This is a genomic window from Rathayibacter sp. VKM Ac-2879, assembly GCF_015351245.1.
In the GTDB taxonomy this organism is placed as follows: Bacteria; Actinomycetota; Actinomycetes; order Actinomycetales; family Microbacteriaceae; genus Rathayibacter.
In genome coordinates this window covers 23,634-36,791 of record NZ_JADKSO010000003.1, presented here as the reverse complement: position 1 = coordinate 36,791, position 13,158 = coordinate 23,634, and the positions used below count along the sequence as shown (strand labels likewise).

The window sequence follows — 13,158 nt, the reverse complement described above, 5'->3', positions numbered from 1 at the left end:
TGGAGAGGACCCCGGTTCCGTCGATCGCCCGCAGGTCGCGGGTCGGCGGGGTCAGGGTCCTCTCTGCATCGCCGCGATCGCACAACGTCAGCTGAGACGGCCGCTCATCGACGATGGTGCGCGAGACCGCGTCCTGGCTGAGGTTGTGACGCTCAGCCCGACTCGCGCGCGAGCCGACGCAGGCCACCCTTCGGCGGAACGAGCACGGGGTCGGGCCAGCGCGGCGAGAGGGCGTCGCCGAGAGTGACACGTCGCAGCTTCCGCCCGACGAGGGGCAGCACCCAGTCGGCCGCCCAGCGGCGCTGGTCGTGCAGCCATTCGAGCGAGGTCAGCGGCTCGGGCGGATCCCACGGCCCGGTCGAGATCGAGTGCGGCACGCCCAGGGTGTCGAGCACCTGCGCGGCAAGGTAGCGGTGGCCGCGCTTGGAGAGGTGCATCCGGTCGGGCGACCACATCATCGGCTCGCGGAACGCCTGCATCCGCCAGTAGTCGACGAGGATCGCGCCCCGCTCGCGGGCGATCCGGCGAACGGCGGCGTTGTAGACCCGGTTGCGGCGGAGGAACATGCGCGGAGCGGGCAGCCCGGGGATGTCGAACCCCGTGAACAGCACGAGGGAGGCGCCCGTCGTCGCGAGCGCGTCGACGAGGGCCTCGTAGCGGCGGATCAGCTCGGTCATATCGGTCGGGAGATCGAGGATGTCGTTGCCGCCCGCATAGAGGGTGATGAGCGTCGGCCGCAGGGCGAGGGCGGGCGGGAGCTGCTCCGCGGCGATCTGCGCGAGACGCTTCGAGCGGATGGCGAGGTTCGCGTACTCCCAGCCGGGCTCGGCTCGGGCGAGGCGGTCCGCGACTCGGTCGGCCCACCCTCGCACGCCGTTGGGCAGGCGCGGGTGCGGGTCGCCGACGCCCTCGGTGAAGGAGTCGCCGATCGCGACGAAGCGGCGCCCCTCTCGCGCTGCATCGCGTTCGCCCATCCGAAGAGCGTGCCTCGCCGGGGAGGCCGGCCGGTGTCCGCGCGGTGACGGGCGGATGGCGACCGGCTCCGAGCCTCCTGCGAGCCGGACGCGGTTAGGGTGTTGCGGTGATCAGGGACAGTTCGGGCGTCGCCCCGGAGGACGAGGGCCTGGACGACGCGACGGACGACGACGCGCTCGCCTGGGCTGGCGAGGGAGTCGACCCGACGCTCGCGGCGGGGGAGGCTCCGGTACGCCGATCTCCGCGGGCGGCGGCGGGCGGCGATCCCGGCCCCGACGAGGAGGCGGGCCGCGCCGACGAAGGCGCAACGGCCTCCTCCTCGGTGCTGCTCGTCGCCGCGGGCGTCGCCGCGGGCCTCTACCTCCTCTCCGCGATCGCGTGGCTGATCACGGCGACCAAGCAGAACGCGGTGGTCGCCGCCTCCTTTGCGGGCGACGCGCTCGGCGGCGCCCTGTACTCGCTCGGGCTGTGGCTCGCAGTCGCCGCTCCGATCGTGTGGTTCGCCGTCGTGCTGCTCGCGACACGGGAGGCGCGGGTGCGAACGCGGGTCCTGTGGCTGATCGTCGGTGCGGTGCTGCTTGCGCCGCTGCCGTTCGTGAAGGGCGCGTGAGCATGACCGGAACCAGGGCCACTCTCGGCGGCGCCAGGGAACGCTCCGGGCGGCGACTGCTCGCCTCGGTGCTCGCGGCGGTCGTCGTCGGGCTGCTCCTCGCGTGGGACGTCTGGGAAGCGGTCGGCAACCTCGTGGGCCTGCGCAGCTATGCGGCGAGCCTGGGCACCGACCTCAACGCCACCGGCTGGATCGTTCTGGGGCTCGGCCTCGTGCTGCCGCCGGTCAGCTTCGTGCTGGCGCTCGTGCTCGGACGGCGTCGTGGGCTCGGGATACGGATCGGGCTGCTCGTGGCGGCGCTCTGCGTCTCGGCGGCGCTCTCGCTCGACGTGCAGCTGATCTTCGGAGTCGGCAGCCTCCTCACGCTCGACTGAGACCGACCGCGACCGGGCGTCACACAGCGGGGAGGCGTGGCCCCCCTCCGCTACAGTGGCGGGGGCTCCACCGCGGCTCGCGCTCCGGTGCCCGCTCCGTCCCCTCCCTGAAGGAAGCGCCTCTCGTGACTAAGCCGGTCGTCCTGATCGCCGAAGAACTCTCGCCCGCCACCGTCGACGCCCTCGGCCCCGACTTCGAGGTCCGCTCGGTCGACGGCACGGATCGCCCGGCGCTGCTCGAGGCGCTCGGCTCGGCCGACGCGATCCTCGTGCGCTCGGCGACGCAGGTCGACGCGGAGGCGATCGCCGCCGCTCCGCGGCTCAAGGTCATCGCACGCGCCGGCGTGGGTCTCGACAACGTCGACATCACGGCCGCGACCGCCGCGGGTGTCATGGTCGTCAACGCGCCCACCTCCAACATCATCTCGGCCGCCGAGCTGACGGTCGGCCACATCCTGAGCCTTGCCCGCCACATCCCCGCCGCGCACAGCGCGCTCGCGCAGGGCCTCTGGAAGCGCTCGAAGTACACGGGCGTCGAGCTCTACGAGAAGACCGTCGGCATCATCGGCCTCGGCCGCATCGGCGCGCTCATCACGGCCCGCTTGCAGGCCTTCGGCGTGACCGTGGTCGCCTACGACCCCTACGTCACGAGTGCCCGCGCGCAGCAGCTCGGCGTGACGCTGCTGAGCCTCGAGGAGCTGCTCGCGCAGAGCGACTTCATCACGATCCACATGCCGAAGACCCCCGAGACCACGGGCATGATCTCGGATGAGCAGCTCGCGCTGATGAAGCCGACGGCGTTCCTTGTGAACGTCGCGCGCGGCGGCCTGATCGACGAGGCTGCTCTGCACCGTGCGCTGGTCGCGAAGACCATCGCCGGCGCCGGTCTCGACGTGTTCGTGAAGGAGCCGCCGACCGACTCGCCGCTGCTCGCGCTCGAGAACGTGGTCGTCACCCCGCACCTGGGTGCCTCGACCGACGAGGCGCAGGAGAAGGCTGGAGTCTCGGTGGCCCGCTCGGTGCGCCTCGCGCTCTCGGGCGAGCTCGTGCCGGACGCGGTCAACGTGGCCGGAGGCGTCATCGACGAGTATGTGCGGCCGGGCATCCCGCTGGTCGAGAAGCTCGGCCAGGTGTTCTCGGGCCTCGCTGCCTCGCCCGTCACCTCGATCGACGTGGAGGTGCGCGGCGAGCTCGCGGGCTACGACGTCAAGGTGCTCAAGCTCGCGGCGCTCAAGGGCGTGTTCACGAACGTCGTCTCCGAGACGGTCTCGTACGTCAACGCCCCTGTCCTCGCCGAGCAGCGCGGCATCGAGGTGCGCCTGATCACGGAGTCGGTCTCGGACGAGTACCGCAACGTCATCACTCTGCGCGGCGCGCTCTCGGACGGCTCGCAGATCTCGGTGTCGGGCACTCTCACGGGCACGAAGCAGGTCGAGAAGATCGTCGCGATCAATGGCTACGACGTCGAGGTCCCCATTGCGAAGCACCACGTCGTGATGAGCTACGTCGACCGCCCCGGCATCGTCGCGGTCTACGGTCGCGAGTTCGGCGAGGCCTCGGTCAACATCGCGGGCATGCAGATTGCGCGCACGGAGGCGGGTGGCAAGGCGCTCTCGGTCATCACGATCGACTCGCCTGCCCCGGCGGGACTGCTCGAGTCGGTGCGCGTCGCGATCGACGCGGACATCATGCAGGAGATCGACATCACCGAGCAGTAGTCGCTCCACGGCGGGCAGGCGTCGCCGTCGGGCTCCGGCCCGCCGTCGCTCATCTCGGACGAGGCGGAGCGCCGGCTACGGCTGGGCCGTGTCGGTCGAGGACGGCGCGGCGAGGAGGCGGTCGATGACCGCGAGGACATCCTCCGCCTCCCCGCGCGAGGTGCTGCCCGCGGACAGAAGCGCAGAGTTGTAGTACAGGCCGTCGCTCATGAGCACGATCGCGCGCGCGATCAGCGGGTCGCCGACGGCCTCCGTCACCACCGCGTTCCAGCTGTCGTGGATGCGGGCGAGGCCCGCGCTCGCGCGCTCGTCGTTGCCCTGTGCGATGCGCGAGACGGCGAGGATCGTGCGGTCGAAGGGGGTGTCGGCCGCGAAGGAGGTGCGGATCAGGTACGGGACGACGCCGTCCTCCGAGGTGCGGATGCGGTCGATGTCCTCGGCGAGTCGCTCGTCGAGGCGGGCGAGCAGGCCGCCGACCAGCGCCTCCTTCGACGGGAAGTGGTAGAGCAGGCCTCCCTTGGAGACGCCGGCCGCGCGCGCGACGGCGTCGAGGGTGGCGGCGCGCTCGCCTTGCTCGTCGAGCAGGCTCTCGAAGGCATCGAGGACGCGATCACGCGCGGGGACGGGGGAGGACACGGCAACCATTCTACGGCGGAGAAGAGACAACTGTACCGGCTGGACGGTATACTCGCTGCGATCCCACCCTGAAAGGTCGTCCCCGTGCCGTCGCACACCGCGTCCCCGCCCGTCTCCTCGCCTCGTCCCGACGAGCGTGTCGGTCGACGCGCCTGGTTCGCTCTCGCCGTGCTGATGCTGCCGGTGCTGCTCGTGTCCGTCGACAACACGGTCCTCAACTTCGCGCTGCCCCTCATCGCCGAAAGCCTCGGCCCGAGCGGCACCGAGCTGCTCTGGATCGTCGACGCCTACCCGCTCGTGCTCGCCGGGCTGCTCGTGGCGATGGGAAGCCTGGGCGACAGGATCGGGCGGCGTCGCCTCCTGATGGTGGGTGCCGTCGGCTTCGCCGCTGTCTCGGTCGCCGCCGCCTTCGCGCCCAGCGCGGGGGCCCTCATCGCGGCTCGAGCTGCACTCGGGCTCTTCGGCGCGACCCTCATGCCCTCGACGCTCTCGCTCCTGCGGAGCCTGTTCCCGAACCGCGACCAGCGGCGCCTGGCCATCGCGATCTGGGCGACCGGATTCGCGGTCGGCTCGGCGATCGGCCCGCTCGTCGGCGGCGTGCTGCTCGAGAACTTCGCCTGGGGATCGGTGTTCCTCCTCGCGGTGCCGGTGCTGCTCCCGCTCGTGGTGCTCGTGCCGATCCTCGTCCCGGAGTCGCGCGACCCGCACCCCGGGCCGGTCGACGTGATCAGCATCGTGCTCTCGCTCGCGACGATGGCGCCGATCGTCTACGGCGTGAAGTCCGCGGCCGAACACGGAGTCGACGCGATCGCGGTGCTCGCGCTGCTCGTCGGGGCGACGAGCGGTGTCCTCTTCGTGCGCCGTCAACAGCGGCGCGAGGTGCCGATGCTCGACCTGACGCTGTTCCGCCGCGGCTCCTTCAGCGCGGCGATCATCGTCAACCTGCTGAGCGTGACGGCTCTCGTGGGCGGCCTCTTCTTCGTCTCGCAACACCTCCAGCTGGTGACGGGGCTCTCGCCGCTCGCGGCCGGGCTCGTACTGGTGCCGGGGCTCGCGGTGATGATCGCAGCGGGTCTGGGGGTCGTGCCGATCGCACGCCGGGTGGCGCCGCGCATCGTCGTGCCCGTGGGCCTCGCCGTCTCGGCGGTCGGTTACCTGGTGCTGGCCGTCGCGAGCGGTGCTCCAGGAGGCGCCTCGGCGCTCACCGTCGCGGTCGCCTTCGCCTTCCTCGGCCTGGGCATCGGCGCCGCCGAGACGGTCTCGAACGAGCTGATCCTCGCGAACGCGCCCGCCGACAAGGCGGGAGCCGCCTCCGCCGTCTCCGAGACCGCCTACGAGCTTGGCGCGGTGCTCGGCACGGCCACGCTCGGCACGGTGCTGACGGCGGTGTACCGCGCGGGAGTCGTGGTTCCCGCGGGTCTCGACGCCTCGCAAGCGCAGCGCGCAAGCGAGACCCTCGGCGGTGCGGTCGCGGTCGCGCACGAGCTGCCCGCCGACTCCGCCGCGAGCCTGCTCGCCTCGGCCGGCGCCGCCTTCGACGCCGGAGTGACGGGAGCGGCGTGGATCGGCGTCGCGCTCGTGCTCGCGGCGGGCGTGGTGGCGGCGGTGCGACTGCGGCGCAGCTGATCGGTGCGCGGCCGAGCGGGTCGGAGCCCGCGGCGCCCCTGACGAGAAGGATCAGTCGCCGACGACAGCGCGCCGCCCGTTCGACGGGAGGGCTGACGCGCCCGAGAGTACGCTTGACGGGACCCTGCCCCCGCATGCCTGAGGATCCCCATGCCCCGCACCGTGAAGCTCGCCGTCATTCCCGGAGACGGGATCGGTCCCGAGGTGGTCGCCGAGGCCGTGAAGGTCCTCGACGCGGTCACCGCCGACTCCGGGCTGGCGATCGAGAAGACGACATTCTCGCTCGGCGCCGCGCGCTACCTCGAGACGGGCGACGTGCTCACCGACGAGGATCTCGCGGCGATCGCCGGTCACGATGCGATCCTCCTCGGGGCGGTCGGCGGCGCACCCGGCGACCCGCGACTGAAGGACGCCTCCATCGAGCGCGGCCTTCTCCTGCGACTGCGGTTCGCGCTCGACCACTACGTGAACCTGCGCCCGACTCGTCTCTACACCGGGGTGCCGTCGCCCCTCGCAGACCCAGGAGAGGTCGACTTCGTCGTCGTCCGCGAGGGCACGGAAGGGCCCTACGTCGGCACCGGAGGCTCGATCCGCCAGGGCACGGAACACGAGATCGCGAACGAGGTCTCGGTGAACACGGCGTACGGCGTCGAGCGTGTCGTGCGGCACGCCTTCGAGCTCGCCCGCAAGCGCCGCTCACGCCTCACCCTCGTGCACAAGACCAACGTGCTCGTCTTCGCCGGCTCGCTGTGGAAGCGCGTCGTCGACGAGGTAGGGGCCACCTACGAGGACGTGGCCGTCGACTACCTCCACGTCGATGCGGCGACGATCTTCCTGGTCACCGATCCTGCTAGGTTCGACGTCATCGTCACCGACAACCTCTTCGGCGACATCCTGACCGATCTGGCCGGCGCGATCAGCGGCGGCATCGGACTCGCCGCCTCGGGCAACATCAACCCCGAGGGCGCGTTCCCCAGCATGTTCGAGCCGGTCCACGGATCCGCGCCGGACATCGCCGGGAAGCAGCTCGCCGACCCGACCGCCGCGATCCTCTCGGTGGCGATGCTGCTCGACCACCTCGGCCGCGGCGACGAGGCCGCCCGCGTCACCGCTGCGGTCACCGCCGACATCGAGGCGCGCGACGGCACCCGGCGCGCCACCGCCGCGATCGGCGACTCGATCGTCGCCCGCCTCCGCTGACCCCTCCCGAAAGAAGAACGACGATGACCCTCGACCTCACCCCGAAGCAGTCCTCCACCGACCTCGCCTTCGAGGTCATCCCGAACGGCTCGCCGCGCTCCGTCGAGGAGCGCGCGACGATCCTCGCGAATCCCGGCTTCGGCCTCCACTTCACCGACCACATGGTCGACATCTGCTGGTCGCGCGCCGGAGGCTGGCATCGTCCCCGCGTCCAGCCGTACGGGCCGATCGCGCTCGACCCCGCGGCCTCGGTGCTGCACTACGCGCAAGAGATCTTCGAGGGGATGAAGGCCTACCGCCACGCGGACGGGTCGATCTGGACGTTCCGCCCCGACGCGAACGCGCGACGCCTCCAGCGCTCTGCCGCGCGCCTCGCGCTGCCCGAGCTGCCGAGCGACCTGTTCGTGGAGTCGCTGCGCCAGCTGATCGCCCTCGACGGCGCGTGGGTTCCCTCGGAGCCCGGGACGAGCCTCTACCTGCGCCCCTTCATGTTCGCGAAGGAGGCTTTCCTCGGCGTGCGCGCGGCCGAGAAGGTGGGCTACTACGTCATCGCGAGCCCGGCCGGGGCCTACTTCTCGGGAGGCGTCGCGCCGGTGTCGATCTGGCTCTCGACCTCGTATGCTCGCGCGGGGAAGGGCGGGACGGGAGCGGCGAAGACCGGCGGTAACTACGCCTCCTCGCTCCTGCCGCAGCAGGAGGCGTACAGCCACGGCTGCGCGCAGGTGCTGTTCCTCGACTCGGCCGAGTCGCGCTGGATCGAGGAGCTCGGGGGCATGAACGTGGTGCTCGTGAAGAAGGACGGCACGCTCGTGACGCCCGACTCGGACTCGATCCTCGAGGGGATCACGCGGGACAGCGTGCTCCAGCTCGCAGAGGACCGCGGACATCGGATCGAGCGCCGACAGGTCTCGATCGACGAGTGGCGTGACGGAGTGGCCTCGGGCGACGTGGTCGAGGTATTCGCGTGCGGGACCGCTGCCGTGATCACTCCCATCGCCGAGCTGAAGGGCGAGGGCTTCTCGATCGGCCACGAGGGTGCGCCGGCCGGCGCTCTCACGATGTCGCTGCGCGAGGAGCTCACCGACATCCAATACGGACGTCGCGAGGACAAGCACGGCTGGATGACGAGGTTGGACGCATGAAGATCGCACGGTTCTCCACACAGCGCGCAGGCGACAACGGCGGCGCGATCCATTTCGGGATCCTCGACGAGGACGACCTCGTCGTGCTCGCCGGCGACCCGATGTTCGCCGGGTTCGAGACGACGGGCGAGCGCATCCCGCTCGCGGAGGCGAAGCTCCTCGCACCGGTGATCCCGCGCTCGAAGGTGATCGGCATCGGCAAGAACTACTCCGACCACGCGGCCGAGATGGGTGGCGAGGCTCCCGCCGAGCCGCTGGTGTTCCTCAAGCCCAACACCGCCGTGATCGGGCCGGACGAGGCGATCGTGCTCCCCGAGGACAGCCAGCAGGTCGAGTTCGAGGGCGAACTGGCGATCGTGATCGGGGCGGTCGCCCGCCACGTGCGCGCGGAGGATTACGAGGACGTGGTGTTCGGTTACACCATCGCCAACGACGTGACGGCACGCGATCTGCAACGCTCGGACGGGCAGTGGGCGCGCGCCAAGGGCTACGACACCTTCTGCCCGCTCGGGCCGGTGATCGAGACCGAGTTCATCTGGAACGAGAGCGCGCTCGAGACGCGCGTCAACGGGCGCGTGCAGCAGTCCGGTAGCACGGGCGACATGATCCACGGCGTGCCCGAGATCGTCGCCTACGTCTCGCGGGTGTTCACGCTGCTCCCGGGCGACGTGATCCTCACCGGGACCCCCGCCGGTGTCGGGCCGATCGCCAACGGGGACACGGTCGCGATCGACATCGAGGGGATCGGCACGCTCTTCAATCCGGTGGTCGTGCGCGCCTGACGCGGGCCGCGTGGGAATGCCTCCGTCGACGTGACGCATGCCTCAGCGGACGGTGCCTTGCGCGAGATGCCACTTATGAGGGGCCCGCACGGCGTGTCGGGGCTCATAAGTGGCATCTCGCGGTGGGGGAGGGGTCAGGCCTTCGACACGGCGGAGCTCACGTCGGTGGGCTTGGCGTAGTCGCCCTCAGGGATCGCGCGGAGTGCGTCGAGGACGTTCGTGTCGGCTCCCTCCTTCTCGGCCGTCTCGACGATCGTGTCCTTCGACGCCGGGTAGTCGATGCCCGCGAGGTACTTCTGGATCTGGATCGGGTTGGGTGCATCCATCGTGCTGTCCTTCAGTGGTCTCACTGACTGTGCTCTTCGGCGAAGAGCCGGTCGACGGCGTCGACGCGCCGGTCGGTGACCGTCGTGGGCGTCTCGAGGTGCACGGCGCCGCTGGGCACGAGACCCGCGCCGCCGAAGCGCTCCATGACGCGCCACTGCGCGGCGACGTCCTCGCCGCTGTGCTCCGGGGGCAGCCGCTCCCAGAAGTCGAAGCCGCCGACGGCCAGAAGGGCATCTCGGCGGTAGAGCACGCACGCGCCGAGCCAGGCGACACGGTAGGCGCGCCAGCCGCCCTCCGGCACATCCAGGCGCGCCGCGACATGCGTGAGGTTGGCCGCATTGTGCAGGGGCCAGCGCTCGAACTCCGGAGTCCCCCGGCGCACCCGCTCAGGCCGCACGCGCTCCTCCCACGTCTCGAACGCCTCCGTCTCGTGCGGTCGGATGTCGTCGAGGTACGACAACCCCTGCACGGCCGACCCGACGAAGCCGCAGCCGAGTCGCTCCAGCGCCTCATGCAGTCGCGCGAGCGTCCCCGGCTCCAGCCACACATCGTCGTCAAGGAACAACACCGCGGGCGCGCTCGCCCACGAGAGCAGAGAGTGGCGCTGCTCCGCCAGGCCACGGCGGGGGAGGTGGCGGCGCACGAGGGGCGCGCGCCCCTGCGCCTCCAGCACCCGCAGCAGGGCCCGGACGGTCGGATCACTCTCGGTGACGGCCTCGTCGGACTGATCGCTGATGATGACGCGGAACGGAGGATCGTCCTGCGCTGCGAGACCGGCCAGCGTCGCAGCGAGCTCGGCGCGCCGGCCGGCGGTGGGGACGAGCACGTCGACCACGGGCGGCTCGGGAGCGGCGGGCGTGCCCCAACGTCCCGACCAACGGCGGCTGGTCACGGCGCCACCGATCGGATGCGCTGCACCATCTCGCTCGTCGAATGCTCGGAGACGTAGCCGACCGTGGTGACGGTGCCGCCGTACGAGCGGACCACCGCCGCCTCCGCGAGCATGTCGGGGTTGTAGTCGCCGCCCTTCACGTAGACGTCGGGCCGCACACGCTCCAGCAGGGGGATCGGCGTGTCGCCGCCGAAGAGGGTGACGTAGTCGACGCAGCCGAGCTCGGCGATGACTCCGGCGCGATCGCCCTCGGGGTTGATCGGGCGCCCCTCGCCTTTGAGCCGACGCACGGAGGCGTCGTCATTGACCGCGACGACGAGCACGTCGCCCAGCTCGCGGGCCTGACGCAGGTAGGCGGTGTGGCCGCGGTGCAGCACGTCGAAGCAGCCGTTGGTGAAGACCACCCGGCGGCCTCGCCGCGACTGCTCCGCGAGGACCTCGACGAGCGCCTCCTCGCCGAGCACGACCGCGCCGGGGGCAGCGAGGGAGGCGAGCAGGTCATCCGCTGAGCAGACGGAGGTGCCCGGCCGCTGCACGACGACATCGGCGGCCGCCTGCGCGAGGTCGACGGCGGTGGCGAGCGAGCGGCCGGCGGCGAGGGCGAGCGTGGCGGTCGCGGCGAACGTGTCGCCGGCTCCCGAGGCCTGCTTCTCTTCGGCGGGCTGGGCGAAGGTCCGGCTGAGCGTGCCGTCTTCGTCGAGCGCGGCCGAGCCGTCGCGGTCGAGGGTGACGACGACGTGGCGAGCGCCGGAGCGGGAGCGCAACTGCTCGGCGGCATCGCGCACCGCGACAGCCCTCTCGGAGCCGCGTCCGAGGGAGACTCCGAGCAGCCGCTCCGCCTCCTTCGCGTTGGGCGTCACCAGATCGGGCCGCGCGAAGGCCCAGCCGGCGAGATCGTGCGCGTCGACGACGAGCAGCCCGGGGCGCGTGACGGCGAGCAGCCGCTCGACGGCCGAGCGGAGGATCCCCGAGCCGTAGTCGCAGATGAGCACGGCATCGGCATCGGCGGCAGCGTTCATGGCGGCCTCCGTGAGCAGCTCGAGCTCCTCGGGCGTCGGGCGGTGCGGGCCGGAGTCGACCCGCAGCATGACACTGTCCCCGCCGACGACGCGGGTCTTGACCGTGGTCGAGGCGGTGGTGCGCACGATCGCGTCGGCGCTCAGGCCGGCGCGCTCGAGCGCGCCCACGAGGCGGTCACCCTCCGAGTCGCGCCCGGCGACTCCGACCGCGCGGACCACGGCGCCGAGGGCGCGCAGGTTCGCGGCGGTGTTCGCCGCGCCACCGGCCACGTCGACCACGTCCTCGAGGCGCAAGACCGGCGCGGGCGCCTCCCGAGCGACCCGCTCTGTTTCGCCGAGCCACCAGGAGTCGAGGATGAGGTCGCCGATGACGGCGACGACCGGCGGTCGCTGGTGGACCTGCGCCATCAGCGCGCTCGCCCGGTGCAGGGCCGAGCCCTCGAGGCTCATCGTGCGCCGCCGAGAAGGACGGGAAGCCCGAAGTGGACGACCGTGGTCGTGGTCATCTCGTCGAGCAGTTCCGGGCCGTAGCCGAAGCCCGAGCCCGAGGTGCCGCGAGGCTGCGCGCTGCCGCCCGGCGCGCCTCCGAAGACGCCATTGACCTTCACGGTGCCGACGGGGAGGGTCGCGGCGGCACGGTGCGCATGCTCCATGTCGGCGGTGAGGACGCTCGCGGCGAGGCCGTAGGGGCTGGCGGCGGCTCGGGCGAGGCCTTCGTCGAAGGAGTCGACGACGAGGATCGGAGCGACCGGGCCGAACGTCTCCTCGGTCATCACCAGCATCTCGTCGGTGCAGTCGGCGAGGACGGTGGCCGGGTAGAAGGTGCCGTCGCCGGGGGTGCCGCCGGTCAGCGCCCTGGCGCCCGAGGCGAGAGCCTCGGCGACGTGCTCGTGCACGGCATCGCGCATCCGCCCGTCGACCAGGCGCGGGAGGGGACCGGCGCTCCAGCGCTCGGCCTCGGCGACCAGCGCGGCCGTGAAGGCCTCGGCGATCTCGCGGTGCACGTAAACCCGCTCGACGGAGGTGCAGATCTGGCCCGCGTTCGCGAAGGCGCCGAGCGCGGCCTGCTCGGCGGCCCAGACCGGGTCGACGTCCCGGTCGACCACGAGGGCGTCATTGCCGCCGTTCTCGAGGATCACGTGGGCGCCGGTGACCGCAGCGACCCGCGCGAGCGCGCGGCCGGTGGCGGTGGATCCGACGTGCGCGAGGACATCGACCCCCTCGGTGCGGGCCAGCTCGTCGCCGACCGCGCCGCCTCCCTCGACCAGCGTCAGCACGCCCTCGGGCAGAGCATCGGCGAGGATGCTCGTGAAGAGCGCGCCCGTGCGCGGGCTGCGCTCGCTCGGCTTATGCACGACGACGTCTCCCGAGACGATCGCGGCGCCGAGCAGGCCTGCGGCGACGGCGACGGGGTCGTTCCACGGGGTCAGCGCGAGGACGACGCCGCGCGGATGCGGGAGGGCGAGGTCGACGTGGAGGGCGCCTCCTCGGAGCGAGCGGCCTCGGTGCACGGGGCCGAGCTCGGCGTACTGGAGCAGGGTGTCGACTCCCGCGCGGACCCCGCCGAGGGCATCGCCCGCTGGCTTGCCGGTCTCGTCGGCGTTGAGGGCGGCGAGTTCTTGCTCGTGCTCGGCCACCCGGTGAGCCGCGGCGCGGAGGAGGGCTCCTCGCTCGGCGGGGGGAGTCGCGGCCCAGGAGGGGAACGCGGCGCGCGCGCGGTGGACGGCGGTGCTGCTGGTGGCGGCGGGGGTCGCGGTGTCGATGGTCACGGTCACCTCTCGGGTCGGAGGCGTCAGCTCAGGTCGCGGACGCGCGTGCACCCCTCCGGTACCCGCGGCTCGCCCGCTCAGACATGCG

Annotated in this window: 13 protein-coding genes; 7 read left to right on the top strand and 6 right to left on the bottom strand. The window is 71.9% G+C overall.

What is annotated here, in order from left to right:
- Positions 1-152: 152 nt before the first annotated feature.
- The gene (locus ITJ45_RS09155; RefSeq protein ID WP_194609190.1) at positions 153-974 is read right to left on the bottom strand and encodes an SGNH/GDSL hydrolase family protein; all 822 of its coding nucleotides are present in this window, start codon (positions 972-974) and stop codon (positions 153-155) included.
- Positions 975-1,081: 107 nt separating this feature from the next.
- On the opposite strand from ITJ45_RS09155, the gene ITJ45_RS09150 reads away from it, so the two are divergent.
- From ITJ45_RS09150 to serA, 3 genes are all read left to right on the top strand, one after another.
- Positions 1,082-1,585, top strand: coding sequence for a hypothetical protein (locus ITJ45_RS09150; protein WP_194609188.1), 504 nt, complete (start codon positions 1,082-1,084; stop codon positions 1,583-1,585).
- Between the two features lie 2 nt (positions 1,586-1,587).
- Positions 1,588-1,959, top strand: a complete 372-nt coding sequence (locus ITJ45_RS09145; RefSeq protein ID WP_194609186.1) for a hypothetical protein — start codon at positions 1,588-1,590, stop codon at positions 1,957-1,959.
- Between the two features lie 125 nt (positions 1,960-2,084).
- Positions 2,085-3,677, top strand: coding sequence for a phosphoglycerate dehydrogenase (gene serA, locus ITJ45_RS09140; protein ID WP_194609184.1), 1,593 nt, complete (start codon positions 2,085-2,087; stop codon positions 3,675-3,677).
- A gap of 75 nt (positions 3,678-3,752) precedes the next feature.
- Here serA and ITJ45_RS09135 read toward each other — a convergent pair whose 3' ends face one another.
- Positions 3,753-4,313, bottom strand: coding sequence for a TetR/AcrR family transcriptional regulator (locus tag ITJ45_RS09135; RefSeq protein WP_323742958.1), 561 nt, complete (start codon positions 4,311-4,313; stop codon positions 3,753-3,755).
- Between the two features lie 84 nt (positions 4,314-4,397).
- On the opposite strand from ITJ45_RS09135, the gene ITJ45_RS09130 reads away from it, so the two are divergent.
- From ITJ45_RS09130 to ITJ45_RS09115, 4 genes are all read left to right on the top strand, one after another.
- Entirely contained in the window at positions 4,398-5,939 is a 1,542-nt protein-coding gene (locus ITJ45_RS09130; RefSeq protein WP_323742957.1) for an MFS transporter, read from the top strand.
- 150 nt (positions 5,940-6,089) lie between these two features.
- Positions 6,090-7,139, top strand: a complete 1,050-nt coding sequence (locus ITJ45_RS09125; RefSeq protein WP_194609180.1) for a 3-isopropylmalate dehydrogenase — start codon at positions 6,090-6,092, stop codon at positions 7,137-7,139.
- Positions 7,140-7,162: 23 nt separating this feature from the next.
- On the top strand, positions 7,163-8,281 hold the full coding sequence (locus tag ITJ45_RS09120) for a branched-chain amino acid aminotransferase (RefSeq protein WP_194609178.1): 1,119 nt from the start codon (positions 7,163-7,165) through the stop codon (positions 8,279-8,281).
- Positions 8,278-9,063: a fumarylacetoacetate hydrolase family protein gene (locus ITJ45_RS09115; protein WP_194609176.1), complete on the top strand. Its 786-nt coding sequence runs from the start codon at positions 8,278-8,280 to the stop codon at positions 9,061-9,063. The genes ITJ45_RS09120 and ITJ45_RS09115 overlap by 4 nt, the downstream gene beginning before the upstream one ends.
- Before the next feature lie 134 nt (positions 9,064-9,197).
- Here the strand turns inward: ITJ45_RS09115 and ITJ45_RS09110 are convergent, their stop codons facing one another.
- Genes ITJ45_RS09110 through ITJ45_RS09095 form a run of 4 tightly spaced genes read right to left on the bottom strand, consistent with a single transcriptional unit; the run spans position 9,198 to position 13,121 of the window.
- A complete protein-coding gene (locus ITJ45_RS09110) occupies positions 9,198-9,389 on the bottom strand; it encodes a DUF2795 domain-containing protein (RefSeq protein WP_194609174.1) in 192 nt (63 codons plus the stop codon).
- A 20-nt stretch (positions 9,390-9,409) separates the two neighbouring features.
- Positions 9,410-10,282, bottom strand: a complete 873-nt coding sequence (locus tag ITJ45_RS09105) for a glycosyltransferase family 2 protein (RefSeq protein WP_194609172.1) — start codon at positions 10,280-10,282, stop codon at positions 9,410-9,412.
- Positions 10,279-11,751, bottom strand: coding sequence for a D-glycero-beta-D-manno-heptose 1-phosphate adenylyltransferase (gene rfaE2, locus ITJ45_RS09100; protein WP_194609170.1), 1,473 nt, complete (start codon positions 11,749-11,751; stop codon positions 10,279-10,281). The genes ITJ45_RS09105 and rfaE2 overlap by 4 nt, the downstream gene beginning before the upstream one ends.
- Entirely contained in the window at positions 11,748-13,121 is a 1,374-nt protein-coding gene (locus ITJ45_RS09095; protein ID WP_416365291.1) for an aldehyde dehydrogenase family protein, read from the bottom strand. Before ITJ45_RS09095 ends, rfaE2 begins: the two co-directional genes overlap by 4 nt.
- Positions 13,122-13,158: the final 37 nt, after the last annotated feature.